Here is a 14,640-nt window from a genome sequence, read left to right as displayed (position 1 = left end):
ATGATTTACAGATTTTAAGGTTTTTTCTAATTTCTTCTGTTATACAAGTGCAACTGTCTCTCTTGCAATTGCAAGTTCTTCGTTTGTCGGAACTACAAGAACTTTCACTTTGGAATCTGGTGTAGAGATTACGATCTCTTCTCCACGTTTTCCATTTGCTTCTTCATCGATTGTAATTCCAAGATATCCAAGATAGCTGCAGACTTTTGTTCTTACAAGTCCGGCATTTTCACCGATACCGGCTGTGAATACGATATTGTCTACACCGTTCATAGCTGCTGTGTATGCACCAACATATTTTGCTACTCTGTAAGCAAACACATCAATTGCAAGTGCTGCACGTGCATTTCCGTTATCTGCTGCTTCTTCAAGGTCACGGAAGTCACTTGATACTCCGGAAATACCTTCTACACCAGATTTCTTGTTCAGAACGTTCATGATACCTGCGATATCAAGGTTTTCTTTCTTAGCAACGAATTCCATGATAGCCGGGTCGATATCTCCTGAACGTGTTCCCATTACAAGACCTTCCAGTGGAGTAAGTCCCATAGAGGTATCTACAGATTCTCCGTTGAGAACTGCGGAAATAGATGCTCCATTACCAAGATGGCATACGATCGTCTTTGTTGCGTTGTATGGTTTTCCAACAATCTCAGCTACTCTCTTAGATACGAAGCTGTGGCTTGTTCCGTGGAATCCGTAACGTCTTACTTTGTATTTTTCATAATATTCGTATGGAAGTCCATACATATAAGCTTTCTCAGGCATTGTCTGATGAAAAGCAGTATCAAATACAACAACCTGTGGTGTGCTCGGCATCAGACTTTCACAAGCTTCGATTCCGATTAAGTTTGCCGGGTTGTGAAGTGGTGCAAGGTCATTGCACTCTGCAATCGCAGCTTTTACTTCCGGTGTTACAACTACAGATTTTGCAAACTTTTCTCCGCCGTGAACAACACGATGTCCGACTGCTCCGATTTCGTCAAGGCTCTTAACAACACCTGTATCTGCATCTGTCAGCGCGTCAATTACGAACTGGATTGCTTCTGTATGTGTAGGCATAGCCTTTTCAGATACATTCTTCTCTCCACCTGCCGGCTGATAGGTAAGTCTTCCGTCAATACCGATTCTTTCGCAAAGACCTTTTGCGAGAACCGCCTCCGATTCTGAGTTGATGAGCTGGAACTTCAGTGATGAACTTCCGCAATTGATTACTAATACATTCATTGATGTTTCTCCCTTCTGGTACTAGAATTTTCTTTATTAGAACTCACACTCTATTCTTAATTATACTCCTTGCACACATTGTATACAAGCAATGTTATTTTTTTCACGTAATATTTTCCATTACAATGTTTTTTGCACAAAAACTCTTTTTATAGTATAATCTTTTCACAAACAACACAAAGGAGATTTTAGTTAAAAGTATGAAAATCGTCGGTATCATCGCAGAATATAATCCGTTCCACAACGGGCATCAGTATCATATAGACCAGGCACTTCAAAAAACGGGGGCAGATGCGGCAGTTGTCCTTATGAGTGGTGACTTCGTCCAGCGTGGCGCCCCTGCTATCGCACCAAAGCATTTGCGGGCAAAAGCTGCCCTTCTTGGCGGTGCATCACTCATTCTGGAGCTCCCGGTCCTTTTTTCCTGTGGCAGTGCAGAGTTGTTTGCAAGAGGTGCTGTTTCTATTTTTAACAGTCTTGGCTGTATTTCCTATCTCTGCTTTGGCAGTGAGTGTGGCGATATCAAAAAACTCAATCGGCTTGCCCGGATTCTTTCCGAAGAGCCAGAAGTCTACCGGCAGCTCCTGCAGGATGAGCTGCGAAAAGGCCGACCGTTTCCGCAGGCACGCCAGACTGCCCTAAGTGTCTATACAAAGGATCCGTCCCTTGCCGAAATCCTGTCCTCACCAAACAATACTCTTGGGATTGAATACTTAAAAGCGCTCCGGTATTTCAAAAGTCCGATCCAGCCTTTCGCGATTCCCCGTGAGGGATCCGGCTACAACGATACTGACCTCTGCGAAACCTTCAGTTCCGCAACTGCGATCCGCAACCGAATTCTGAATCCATCTTTACCAGAAGATGCTTTTTCATCCGTCGCAGGACAACTTCCGCCCGCTTCTTCAGATCTGCTGCGAAAGAATTACCAGTCCTCACTTCCGGTTACCCAGGATGATTTTTCGCTCCTGCTAAAGTATCGACTGCTCTGTGAGAGTGCTTCCTCTCTGACCGATTACCTTGATGTCAGCAAAGACCTCGCCAACCGGATCATCAATCAGAGAAATAATTTTGCTACCTGGAGTTCCTTCTGCGATCTTCTGAAAACCAGAGAGCTTACCTACACCCGGATCAGCCGCGCCCTGCTGCACATCCTGCTCGGCATAGAAAAGGACACCTTCCGACATGAGCCTCCTTTCTGTTTTGTAGAAGATTCCGGCAACATTTCCGGCAAAGCAAAAAAAGAGCGATCATCCACATCCGCCCTTTATGCCCGCGTACTCGGTTTTCAAAAAAAAGATACTCAAATTCTTAAAGAGATCAAAGAGTATGCCACCATCCCTCTGATCACAAAGCTCGCAGATGCCAGAGATCTCACATCCGCCACCCAGGTTCTCCTGAACCTGGACATTTTCGCATCAGACCTGTATGAATCCATAATTACCGAGAAATTTAACACACCTTTTACAAATGAATACCAGAAGCAGTTGCAAATTATTTAACCCTTCCCCTTTGTCAAAAAAGAGACTTTTTGCACACCACTACTACGCATGTTTGTGCAAAAAGTCTCTTTCTCATTTAGTTCACATGAAGAATTTTGGTAAGAGTCACCGCCCTGGCTCCAGGTCCGATATGGCATGCCACACTCAACGACAGTGGATCCATCCGGATTTCAAACTCCGGAAATGCTTCATGAAGCTCATCCAGCCATTCCTGTGCCTCCTTGCGGTCTCCTGTGTAAGCTGCATCCAGATACAGATCTTTTTTTCCATCACAATCTCCGAATTCTGAAGTACGAATCTCATTAATTGTCTTGATCATCGTCTTCTTTGCACTCTTCCATCCTCTTGACTTCGCAAACGCATCCAGCTTTTCTCCTTTAACACGGAGAACTGGCTTCAGGTTCAGAACCGTTCCAATCGCTGCAGCTGCCGGTGTAAGTCTGCCGCCTTTCTTCAGGTATTTTAAAGTATCTACTGTAATATAGATATCACTGTCCCACTGGATCGCTTCTAACAGTTCTTTAATTTCTGCCGCGCTCTTTCCAGCATCTGCAAGCTTTTTCGCCTCTTCCACCGATCTTCGCTGCGTAACAGAAATCCGGTGATTATTTACGACCTGTACTTTTCCATCATAGTCCTGGGAAAGCATGATTGCAGTCTCACATGAACTGCTAAGACCGGCTGACATCGGAATATGCACAACCTCATCATATTCCTCCAGCGCCTTGTCCCACATATCCATTACATCTCCGGGAGCCGGTTGGGAAGTCTTAATATCTGCATCTCCTGCCAGTTTTTCATAAAACTCCTCCTGCGTGAGTGTGATATCCTCGTAAAACAACTCCTCATTGATATAGAATGGCATCGGAAGTACGTAAATTCCCATCTTCTTTCCTTCTGCCTGTGTAATTCCACTGTTACTATCTGTTACAATCGCAACTTTCCCCATGCTCTCTTTACCTCTTTCTAATTTTTAAAACTATGTATCGGTGCAGGAATTCTTCCCTTTCGATTCACAAATGCACTGCAGTCAAATTCATTGACCGGCATGATCGGCGCATATCCCAAAAGGCCACCAAACTCTGCCATATCTCCAACATCCTTTCCAACTACAGGTATCACACGAACCGCCGTTGTCTTCTGATTGACCATTCCGATCGCCATCTCATCCGCAATGATCCCGGAAATCGTAGTAGCTTTCGTCTTACCCGGAATAGCGATCATATCAAGTCCTACCGAGCAGACACAAGTCATCGCCTCCAGCTTTTCTATACAAAGAGATCCGGCATTGACTGCATCGATCATTCCTTTATCCTCACTGACCGGAATAAAAGCTCCGCTTAAACCTCCTACATAGGAAGACGCCATAACGCCACCTTTTTTCACCTGATCGTTCAGCATAGCAAGTGCCGCTGTTGTTCCTGGTGCGCCAACTCTCTCAAGTCCGATTTCTTCCAGAATCTCCGCTACTGAATCGCCAACAGCCGGTGTCGGTGCAAGTGACAGGTCAATGATTCCGAACGGAATACCAAGCCTTTTGGAAGCTTCTCCGGCTACAAGCTGACCAACCCTTGTCACCTTAAATGCGGTCTTCTTGATCGTATCACAAAGTTCCTGAAAGCCCTCGCCACGACATTTTTCAATCGCTCTTTTTACAACACCAGGTCCGCTGACACCGACATTGATCACGGCATCTCCTTCGGTAACACCTAAAAAAGCCCCTGCCATAAACGGGTTATCATCCGGTGCATTACATAAAACTACAAATTTTGCACAGCCAATCGAATCCTTGTCCTTTGTCGCCTCTGCTGTCTCTTTTACAATCTCGCCGCAAAGACGGACTGCATCCATATCAATACCAGTCTTTGTCGAACCTACATTGACCGAACTGCACACACGCTCTGTCTTTGCCATTGCCATCGGAATGGAACGGATCAGGAGTTCATCGCTCTTTGTCATTCCCTTGGATACGATTGCAGAGTATCCTCCGATAAAGTTTACACCGACTTCCTTTGCTGCTTTATCCAGTGTCTCTGCGATCGTCACAAAATCCTCTGTTTTTTTGCAGGCTGAACCGCCAACAAGTGCAACCGGTGTAATGGAAATCCGCTTATTAACGATCGGAATTCCAAATTCACTTTCGATCTTCTCTCCTGTCGATACAAGATCCTTTGCAAGTGTTGTGATTTTTTTATATATCTTTTCATTCAGTCTGTCCAGATCTGAGTCAATACAGTCCATCAGACTGATACCCAATGTGATTGTTCTTACATCCAGATTTTCTTCTTCGATCATCTGGTTTGTTTCTACTACTTCGTAAAAATTAATCATAGCGGTTCTCCTTACACTCTGTGCATTTTTTCAAAAATCTCTTCTCTCTGGCAATGAATATTGACACCGATCTGTAAGCCGATATCACGAAGTTCTACCGCTACGATATCCAGTTCTTTTTTTGAATTTTCCACATCTGCAACCGCCATCATATTAAAATATCCATCCACGATCGCCTGGGAAATATTTAAAATATTGATATTGGTCTCTGCCAGGTATGTACATACTTTTGCAATAATTCCTACCGAATCTTTACCGACTACTGTAATAATGCATTTCTTCATTCTGCCTGTCCTCCTGAATCCAATCCTGCATACTTTCTTTTTCTAAACCTCGATCACTGCAGACACCTGATCCCTTTTTGCAACTGCGATTGGTATCTCATCCCCCTTATACGGGTTCTGCCCCAAAGTGACCTCCAGCCTGACAGTCTCATACGCAAGTTCTTCGTAATTATTCTCCTTGCTCAAATGCCCCAGCAATACACTCTGCAAGTTATTGTGTAGTATATCACAAAGAAGCCGTCCTGACAATTCATTTGATAAATGTCCTCTGTCCCCAAGAACTCTCTGCTTCAGGTAGTACGGATAAGGACCGACTTCCAGCATATGTATATCATGGTTAGATTCCAACAGGACCGCGTTTAAATCCTTCAGGTTCTCTACCGTATATTCATCATATTTTCCAAGATCCGTTGCTACCGCGATCTTCTTTCCATCCTGCTCAAAGCGGTAGCCGCTCGGTTCATTTGCATCATGGGAAATAGCAAATGGATGCACATCAATATCTCCCAGCTTAAATTCTTTATCTACCTGGATTTCATGGTAAAGTCCTTCCGGCATTTTCCCGAGATTTTTATAATCACGGATTCCCCGAATCGTTCCCGGTGTTCCATAGATCGGGATCTCATATTTTCTGCTGAATACACCAAGTCCCTGAATATGATCTGCATGTTCATGGGTGATCAGGATTCCATCCAGCTCTTCCCCTTTTATTTCAAGTTCCTTTAAGCCTTCCTCAATTCGTTTTTTGCTGATTCCTGTATCTACAAGCAGATGCGTGTGATCGCTCCCCACATAAATACAGTTTCCGCTGCTGCCACTGGCAATACTGCATAATCTCATCTTGTTTCTTCTCCCTGTTCTTAGCCTCTTCCCAGCGCCAAATCTATCTGTTTTTCCGTCTCTTCAAAGGTTCCACCATTTTCGATCACAAGATCCGAAACCGCTGTAAATGTCTCTTCCGACGGCTGATTTGCAAACACCGCATACATTTTTTCATCTGAATATCCGCGTGAGCTTCTCAGTCTCTCCATCCGGATCTCCTGTGGCACATGAATATACCAGATTTCATCCAGCATCTCACGATATACCGGTTCCGTAAGGAGTGCGGCTTCTAAAACAAAAAGCTCTTTCTCCTCTTCCTGCGCCTTCTGCATTTCCTCCCGGATCTTTTCATTGACCGCCGGATGCACGATCGCATTCAGCTTTTTCAGTTTCTCCGTCTGGTCAAACACAATTCTGCCAAGAATTTTCCGGTCAATCGTTCCGTCCGGATTTAAAATTTCTTTCCCAAACGTCTCCACGACCTTCTGATAACATTTTTCTCCCGGAAGCTGTACCTGATGTGCCACCAGATCTGACTGGCAGATCACCGCACCGCACACTTCACTTAAAAAGCCAAGTACTTTGCTCTTCCCGGAACCGATGCCTCCTGTTATTCCTATTTTTTTCATATCTGTTTCCTTCTATTTTGCCTCATACCAGTTTTTTCCACTATGCATGTCAATCTCAAGCGGAACAGAAAGATCTGCCGCATGCATCATGCCTTCTTTCAGGATCTCCCGCACTTCTTCTTCCTCTTCCTTCCATGTCTCGATCAGAAGTTCATCGTGCACCTGCAGAACCAGCCTGGATTTCATGTTTCTCATGCGAAGCTCTTTGTCCACAGCGATCATTGCGATTTTCATGATATCTGCAGCCGTTCCCTGGATCGGAGAATTCATTGCTACACGTTCCCCGAATTGTCTCTGCATAAAATTGCTGGAAGACAGCTCCGGAACCGGTCTTCTTCTGCCAAATAAGGTCACAACATATCCCTGTTCTTTTGCATGAGCAACTGCATCATCCAGAAATTTCTTGATGCCCGGATAGGTTTCAAAATAACGGTCAATATATTCGGTCGCTTCTTTTCTCGTAATACTTAAATCCTGGCTCAGTCCAAAAGAACTGATCCCATAGACAATACCAAAGTTGACTGCTTTTGCATTTCGCCTCTGCAGATCGGTCACTTCATCAAACGGAGTATGAAACACCTGAGAAGCTGTGATCCGGTGAATGTCCTTTGCCTCCCGGTATGCTTCGATCAGTGCTGCATCTCCGGAGCAATGTGCCAGCACACGCAGTTCTATCTGCGAATAATCAGCATCTACAAACACATATCCCGCTTCCGGCACAAATACTTTACGGATCAGCCGACCAAGTTCTACCCTCGCCGGGATATTCTGCAGGTTTGGCTCTGTACTGCTGATACGTCCGGTCGCTGTGACTGTCTGGTTGAATTTTCCATGGATCCGGTGATCATCTTCATGAATAAATACGGCAAGCCCATCTGCATAAGTCGATTTCAGCTTGGCAAGCTGACGATATTCCAGGATTTTTGCCACGATTGGATAATCCGGTGCCAGCTTATCCAGTACGTCTGCTGCCGTCGAATATCCTGTTTTCGTCTTCTTTCCATTTGGAAGGGACAGATGTTCAAAAAGGACCACGCCCAGCTGCTTTGGTGAATTGATATTAAATTCTTCCCCGGCAAGCTCATAAATTTCCTTTTCCAGCTGTACGATTTTTCCGCCAAGCTGTTCTCCATAGCTTTTCAGTTCTTCTGCTTCTACACGCACCCCATTCTGCTCCATGTGGAACAGAGTAAATACAAGCGGCATCTCTATTTCTGTAAAAAGCTTCCACATTTCCTCTTTTTTCAGCTTTTCTTCCAAAACTTCCGATGACGCAAATGCAGCATAGGCTTCATAACAGACCATTTTTTCCAGTTCTGTCTTCGGATCGATCATCAATCCAAGATGCTCCTGTGCCACATCTTCAAATCCATAATCATTTTTCAACGGATTCAGGAGGTAAGCTGCTACAATACTGTCAAAGCACTTCTCCTCTGCTGCTCCTTCTAATCCTTTCAGATAAGGCAGGGATGACTTCAGATCAAACACCACAAACCGTCCGGCATGCTTTGCCACATGTACAAGTGCCTCCAGAAGTTCCTCCATGCTGTATCCATTTCCTGCCGGAATACAGTAGATCTTCTCTTTTCCAAACGAAATTCCAATTCCACCTATCTCAGCATTTCCTGCAAACAGCGGAAGTACATTTCTGGTGTCTTTGTAAAGAACGGCTCCCACTGTCTGCGCTTTTTCTGCCTCCTCAAAGATTTTCTGAATTTCTTCTTTTCCCACAGCGATCACAAATGCATCTTCAATCGAATTCTCACTCTGCACATCAAAACGATTCAGCAGATTCTTGAACTGCAGTCTCTGGAAATAGACATAAGCTTCCTCTGTATAAAGATTTCCAAGCTTCGCCTCTTCCAGTTCATAAGCAAAATCCGCGTCTACATCAATTGTCGCCAGCACCTTACTCATTTGTGCCTGATCCCAGTATTCCACCAGATTTTTCGATGCTCTCGGCGGCTTCAGTTCGGATGCATGCTTGTAGGCATTTTCAATAGATCCGTATTCTACAATAATCTTGGTCGCCGTCTTTTCTCCGACTCCCGGCACCCCTGGGATATTATCTGAAGTATCTCCCATCAATGCTTTCACATCGATAAATTCTGTCGGTGTCACCTGGTATTTTTCTTTTACGTCCACTGCATAATAATTCTCGATCTCAGTTCCGGTCCGTTTTGTCTTCGGAATCCGGATCTCAACATGGTCTGTAGCAAGCTGGAGAAGATCTCTGTCTCCGGAAATAATGACCACTTCCATCCCCATTCGCTCGCATCTTTTGGACAGCGTTCCAAGAAGGTCATCTGCCTCCAGCCCTTCCTGCTCGATCGTCCGGATTCCCATAGCATGCAGAACTTCCTTCATCAACGGTACCTGCTGTCTGAGTTCTTCTGCCATCGGCTTTCTCGTCCCCTTATACGCCTCAAACATCTTATGACGGAAAGTCGGCGCATGCACATCAAATGCAACGGTCAGATACTCCGGCTTTTCCTCCTCCAGGATCTTGAACATAATATTTAAGAATCCATATATTGCATTCGTATGGAGTCCTTCCGCATTTGTCAGATCCGGAAGTCCGAAAAACGCCCTGTTCAGAATACTGTGTCCGTCTATCAATACGATTTTGCTCATAATCAACTGCCTCTCTGTAAGTCTCATCACTTACTTCTATCTTTTCTATCTATTCGTTCAAATATACAACATCTCATTATGACATTTTTTTGATATATTTTCAATATTCCTAAATAAATCCATTTACAAATATTATATGAACAGAATCTTAAGAAATATATTTTCAAAAAATACTTGCGAACCAATAGCAAATATGCTATCATTATTTTCGGTTCTTATTGAATCTTTAGTTAAGCCGGCATGTCGGAATGGCAGACGAGGCAGACTCAAAATCTGTTGCGGGTGACCGCGTGCGGGTTCAAGTCCCGCTGCCGGCACTCACCTAATGTCCCTGAAACCCTTATAAATCAAGGGTTTCAGGGATTTTTACATTCAAAAATGTTTGATTACCTTTGATTACTCGATAGCTTAAGGACTACCATCGTTGCGGTTACCGTTAACATTTGAAGTAACCCGACTGTTTATCCTTGTGACTATTTCCATCTTTTCACTCGTGGAGGAAACATCGTACGTATAGTATTCCTCATTTACACGCTCAGTATTACCTATCATTGCGCAGCACATGGTTCTTGGTGCACCAGAAGCAAGCAGCTCTGAATTCAAAGTCCTTCTTGCAGTATGTATGCTTTTGGGATTAGTGAACCCCTCATTCGATGTCCGCCGTTTCATATATCCCGAGATGACTCTTGCATGAATACGTCCATCCGCATTAGAGAAAACGAGCTCAGTCAAATAGCCGTATTTTTCCTCGACATTTTTAATCTTTTTAAGAAGCTCGGCGATTTCGATCGTCAATGGGAAGATCCGCGTCTTTCCGTTTTTAGGCGTCGAGATGTAAAAAGTGTTTGTCAGTCGATTTAATTTTTCACTGTGCCGGATAAGGATGCGCTTGTTGACTTCGTCGATGTCGTTCCACATCAATCCTGAAAGTTCGCCTACACGCATTCCGGTATAAAGGGCAAGTTCAACGGCATATGGAAGAACATCATCAGGACGCTCTTTTCGTTTTTTGTTAAGAGAATTTACTAGTCTATTTTTTTCGCTTTGTGAAAACGTCCGTTCTTCCGGCATCTTAACAATCGCTTGCTTGCATCTCCTTTTGTAAAGCGGCAAATCAATTTTTAGGCACGGATTGCTTTCAATCAATCCATCCCTAATCGACTTATCAAATACGCCCTTAAGATAACCGAACAGTGCTTTCAATGCCCGATAGGGCACTTCCTTTTCTGAAAGCAGTTCGTTAAAAAATAGTTCTAAATATTCTTCATCGATCGTTCGGACATCTCTCTTTTCGATTTTTTTACCTTTCAAAAAACGTGCGTAGTCGGTCTGATATCTGTATATCGTGTTATCAGAAACGCCTTTTAGCTTTTGACGGTCTACCCATACGGCATATCTCTCCTTAAAAGATGTAGGCGATCGCTTCGTCCAATAATCGATGACAACCTTTTCAAGATCGCTTTTCGATTTCTTTTTTATTTGTTTACGTTTGCCATCATCGGCTGGAAGATATGTTCGGTAATAGCCATCTGCGCTATGCGTAATGGAATATGGATGCATCGCTAAGTATCTATCTTGTTTCATTGATTCTATTTTGTTGATCGCACCTACGATATCCATAATAGCATATTTGATAGTACTATCATATCCATTGACGTCGTTCATAGTATATTCCCCTTTTGCAATTTTCTCTTAACGCAAACATTTACGTGGCGTATTCGAAAAATGCAAATCACTGTCTTAGTACTATGGTATCAGTGTTACCTCAGCATAACTTTACTCCCTGTCTCAGTGATCATCAGGTTTAATTTTCGCAAGCGCTTGCGAAATCCAATAACAGAACAAGCTGTTGTCAACGCATGCTACTCCACTCCCTCGCCCGGCCTCAACTGGTGCGCCGCATGGGTCACGAACGTCTTCAAAAACGCTGGCGTAGACTACTTTGGCGGCAACGCGTGCGACATGTTCAACGCGTACTGCCATTCGTCCGATCGTAACACACTCAAGGTAGGAATGATCGTCGCAGACAGCTCCCACTCTGGTACAGGCACACCCGGTTTGCAATATGGGCATGTTGGTATCTATGTCGGCAACAACAAAGTAATGAGTAATGAAGGCTCTATCACTACGAAGTCGCTCCAAGATTTCATCAACTTCTACGGCACCGGTTCTGGCGTCAAGTGGGGCTGGATCGGCGGAATCGATCTCTCAAAATAAAAGATATTGTGTTCTACCTAACAGAACATAAAGGAATTTTAAAAATTGTGGCAATTCTTGCCGTAATTTTTGTTCTTTGTTCTGTTGGAATTTCTACATATGTCTCTTTGCTCCCACAAGAAGACATCAAAATCGAAGAGAAAAAGAAGAAGTCAAAACCAGTCAAGGAAAGCAAAGTGTCGCTTACAAAAAAACAAAAGAAAACTATTCAGAGCTATGACAAAAAAACGGCTCAATTTGAAGCACTACTATCTGCAAACGTTTGGGTTACTTATAGCGGTTCAGGGCGTAACATTTATTTCACTGATTCTTCAATTATTATTACAGACCCAAGCGCTGAGCCACAGAAAACAGAAAAGCCATTTGTAATTAAAGCCCTGTCAACAGATACAGTTAATGTTGGCGAAATGACCAATTTAACTAGGTATACATGCGCTTATGAAACAACGGGTGAAAAAAGCCATGTTTTAACTGTAGATAAAAACGAGGACGGATCTTATTTCAAAATGTCAATCGATTTGACGGGAAGCGGATCACCAGAGGAATTTTCTCGCACACAGGCTGCAACAACTTTTGAAATTACCGGCGTCAGTGATGAAATGTCTTCGATGCTTAAAGACTCTTGGAATGACATCGAAGATTATATTCGAGAGCAGTGCGCTCTTTTCTATCCAAATACAGTGAAAGCTGTATCGAATAATACTATCCAAACTGACTTTAATGACATGGTTTATATCTTGTCATTCGATTTAAAAGACTCAAATGATGATCAGATAACAACTATTACCATGGCATACAATTTCGATACACATGAATGCTCGTTAAAATAACAAGGAGGTAAAGCATGGAAAGCATTGAGAACGTTCAGCAATATCAATACCGACAGTCCGGTAATAGAGGTTTTATTCTTTTGCTTCTGATTTTGCCTCTTGCTGTTCAGTGAAAAGCTCAAGCGCTTCTATGAGACAGCGGATGATTCTGAATTACAGAAATTTTTAATTGAAACATCAATCTACAATTAAGAGAAGCAGGAAACTGATTTCAGTCGGCTTCCTGCTTTCTTTTACGATTAGACGAGTTTTACTTAATCAAAGTATATGATATAATATACTTTGAAAGCAGGTGATAAGATGCGTACTATCGACGCTATGAAAAAACTTGCCCGCAATGATGAGCGATTTACTCATGTTTACACTAAAAAAGAGCTGTCTGAGCTTTTCAACGAAACCGGCAGCAAACTGAATGGAACATTGAAGTCTCTTATAAAAGAAGACATTTTGAATCGTGCATACCATAATATATACGTTTATTATTTTTCGCAATATTGGGGACTTGGTACGATGGATTTGATCGGTAAGAAGATCCGACCAAATGACTCTTTCTATGAAAGCCTTGAATCCTCTGCTTCAGCATGGAGCCTCATTTCGCAGATTCCTACCGTCGTGACCTATATGACCACAGGAAAGTCCAAATGGTATAAAACAGCTTACGGAAACATCGATTTCGTTCATTACAACAAAACAGATGAGGAACCAAGAACCATCGATAGATCGTCCATGGGAAGAGTCCCACTTGCTGATAAACTTCAAACATATCGAGACTTACAAAAAACCAAACGTTCCCTTGATCTTTTAAGAGAACAATACGACAAAGACCATGGCTGTCGCGACGGTAATATTCAATATTATCCATGCGAAGATGATGACACATGGGATTTCTTAGATAATTTGGAGGAAGATATACTTTAAAGTATATCTTCCTATTTTCTTGGAGTCCCTATGCCTTTATTTGCATCGCTTACTCTTGTTAAAGAAACTGCTTTAAAAGAGGCTGCTTGCGTTCGGCTTCCCAAGTATCGATTACCGTTTATGGTTAAAGGACTCACGGTCACACATGAGTTCCTTCAGATCCATCTGACCGATAACCTCGCGCATCTTTCCGAGCATCACCTCGGTGACCTGACGGGTCATCTCGGTCTTATCCATATTGAGATAATTCTTCGATGCTATCTCGATCAATTCGGGAGTCTGTCCAATCTGGAAATTTGCGACAGCGCAAGCATGGATAAGAATCGCATCTTGTGTCGGGATTTCATTCTCCGTCGACAACTGAACCTGCACAGCACCGAGAGCCAACGTGTCCACACACTGCAGACCGGGGATAACGAACGTGCCCTTTCCTGACACGCTACGCGTCTGCCCGAATCCAGATACGATCATCAATTTGTCCGGTGGGCACTTCCTCCAACAGGACTCGAACACGACGATCACCATGATCACGATTAAAAGCGGTCCGAGCAGAGGGCCAAACAAGTCAAAAAGCATCTTTTTCCCTTTCTGTTGATGCTTTGGTGAACGGGGCCATTATACCATAATACCGGAATATGGCGCCGAAAAAAGGTCGCCCAAACGGATGACCTTTTCGTTGTTCTTTCTGCATTACGACTTGATGGCGTGTTCCTTTTCTTCCGCTATCGTTCCTTTCCTTTTACCTACAACGGTCTTCTTCCGGAATAATCTTGTTCAGCGTATTTTCAAATACTTTGGATCCTCTTTTTACTGCTTCTGCCTTCTCGCTAAGTGGAAGACCTTTCTTGTGAATCATCTTAACGGAATCAAGAAGCATCGGTATTTTGGTTGTTGCTTGGATCTCGTTGAATTTCTCTTCCATCGCTTTGCAAAGCGCATGCTCATCCACAATAGGAATCCGTAGCAATTCCCTTACTTTCTCTGTAATATAGTGGTTCAGCGCTTCAAGCCGATCCTGTGGAAGCGGATATGTTGGATGATTCTGGAACTCAAAACCGATCATCCTGCGCAAAAGCTCATGCTGCTCCGCTCCCATAACAATTCCAGCCATATCATCAAAGGCGATATTCGCTGTTGCAGGTAGGTAATATCGATTTGAACGATCAAGGAAATTCGCATAGTCTGTCTCGTCATCTTGCGCAAACAAGGACAGATTGTGGTCAAACAACGGGGCTAATCCCAACAGCCG

General features: G+C 43.4%; 14 protein-coding genes and 1 tRNA gene. 5 read left to right on the top strand and 10 right to left on the bottom strand.

Annotated features, from left to right (window positions below; genetic code table 11):
* Positions 1-39 precede the first annotated feature (39 nt).
* Positions 40-1,227: an acetate/propionate family kinase gene (locus tag PGU50_RS15165; protein WP_117823893.1), complete on the bottom strand. Its 1,188-nt coding sequence runs from the start codon at positions 1,225-1,227 to the stop codon at positions 40-42.
* A gap of 200 nt (positions 1,228-1,427) precedes the next feature.
* Here PGU50_RS15165 and PGU50_RS15160 point away from each other — a divergent pair, with 200 nt between their 5' ends.
* The gene (locus PGU50_RS15160; protein WP_270247330.1) at positions 1,428-2,726 is read left to right on the top strand and encodes a nucleotidyltransferase; all 1,299 of its coding nucleotides are present in this window, start codon (positions 1,428-1,430) and stop codon (positions 2,724-2,726) included.
* 76 nt (positions 2,727-2,802) lie between these two features.
* On the opposite strand, the gene PGU50_RS15155 is transcribed toward PGU50_RS15160, so the two are convergent.
* From PGU50_RS15155 to polA, 6 genes are read right to left on the bottom strand one after another with little or no spacing between them, the layout of a single operon-like run.
* Complete coding sequence (locus PGU50_RS15155) at positions 2,803-3,675, bottom strand: DegV family protein (RefSeq protein WP_117556699.1); 873 nt, start codon at positions 3,673-3,675, stop codon at positions 2,803-2,805.
* Positions 3,676-3,692: 17 nt separating this feature from the next.
* Positions 3,693-5,057 (bottom strand): PFL family protein, encoded by a 1,365-nt coding sequence (locus tag PGU50_RS15150; protein WP_117556696.1) that lies wholly within the window; start codon positions 5,055-5,057, stop codon positions 3,693-3,695.
* An 11-nt stretch (positions 5,058-5,068) separates the two neighbouring features.
* Positions 5,069-5,341 (bottom strand): ACT domain-containing protein, encoded by a 273-nt coding sequence (locus tag PGU50_RS15145; RefSeq protein ID WP_117556694.1) that lies wholly within the window; start codon positions 5,339-5,341, stop codon positions 5,069-5,071.
* Positions 5,342-5,383: 42 nt separating this feature from the next.
* A complete protein-coding gene (locus PGU50_RS15140; RefSeq protein ID WP_117823896.1) occupies positions 5,384-6,181 on the bottom strand; it encodes an MBL fold metallo-hydrolase in 798 nt (265 codons plus the stop codon).
* 20 nt (positions 6,182-6,201) lie between these two features.
* Positions 6,202-6,792 carry a dephospho-CoA kinase gene (gene coaE, locus PGU50_RS15135; RefSeq protein WP_270247329.1) on the bottom strand — a complete coding sequence of 197 codons (591 nt, stop codon included), beginning with the start codon at positions 6,790-6,792 and terminating at the stop codon, positions 6,202-6,204.
* Positions 6,793-6,804: 12 nt separating this feature from the next.
* On the bottom strand, positions 6,805-9,429 hold the full coding sequence (polA, locus tag PGU50_RS15130; protein WP_270247342.1) for a DNA polymerase I: 2,625 nt from the start codon (positions 9,427-9,429) through the stop codon (positions 6,805-6,807).
* 231 nt (positions 9,430-9,660) lie between these two features.
* Here polA and PGU50_RS15125 point away from each other — a divergent pair.
* A tRNA-Leu gene (locus PGU50_RS15125) sits at positions 9,661-9,743 on the top strand.
* A gap of 91 nt (positions 9,744-9,834) precedes the next feature.
* Here the strand turns inward: PGU50_RS15125 and PGU50_RS15120 are convergent.
* Positions 9,835-11,091 (bottom strand): tyrosine-type recombinase/integrase, encoded by a 1,257-nt coding sequence (locus PGU50_RS15120; protein WP_270247328.1) that lies wholly within the window; start codon positions 11,089-11,091, stop codon positions 9,835-9,837.
* Positions 11,092-11,439: 348 nt separating this feature from the next.
* Here PGU50_RS15120 and PGU50_RS15115 point away from each other — a divergent pair, with 348 nt between their 5' ends.
* The 3 genes from PGU50_RS15115 (at position 11,440) to PGU50_RS15105 (ending at position 13,391) form a co-directional block, all read left to right on the top strand.
* Positions 11,440-11,643: a hypothetical protein gene (locus PGU50_RS15115; protein WP_270247327.1), complete on the top strand. Its 204-nt coding sequence runs from the start codon at positions 11,440-11,442 to the stop codon at positions 11,641-11,643.
* Positions 11,644-11,690: 47 nt separating this feature from the next.
* On the top strand, positions 11,691-12,473 hold the full coding sequence (locus PGU50_RS15110; RefSeq protein WP_270247326.1) for a hypothetical protein: 783 nt from the start codon (positions 11,691-11,693) through the stop codon (positions 12,471-12,473).
* Between the two features lie 300 nt (positions 12,474-12,773).
* Positions 12,774-13,391: a hypothetical protein gene (locus tag PGU50_RS15105; RefSeq protein ID WP_270247325.1), complete on the top strand. Its 618-nt coding sequence runs from the start codon at positions 12,774-12,776 to the stop codon at positions 13,389-13,391.
* A 111-nt stretch (positions 13,392-13,502) separates the two neighbouring features.
* Here the strand turns inward: PGU50_RS15105 and PGU50_RS15100 are convergent, their stop codons facing one another.
* Together PGU50_RS15100 and PGU50_RS15095 are read right to left on the bottom strand one after the other, a co-directional pair.
* Positions 13,503-13,967: an SPFH domain-containing protein gene (locus PGU50_RS15100; protein WP_270247324.1), complete on the bottom strand. Its 465-nt coding sequence runs from the start codon at positions 13,965-13,967 to the stop codon at positions 13,503-13,505.
* 163 nt (positions 13,968-14,130) lie between these two features.
* Positions 14,131-14,640: hypothetical protein (locus tag PGU50_RS15095; RefSeq protein WP_442872534.1), on the bottom strand; the 510-nt coding region annotated here is incomplete at its 5' end.

Source organism: Coprococcus sp. AM11-30B (assembly GCF_027674365.1).
Lineage (GTDB): Bacteria > Bacillota > Clostridia > Lachnospirales > Lachnospiraceae > Allocoprococcus > Allocoprococcus comes.
This window is presented reverse-complemented; position numbering and strand designations above follow the sequence as displayed.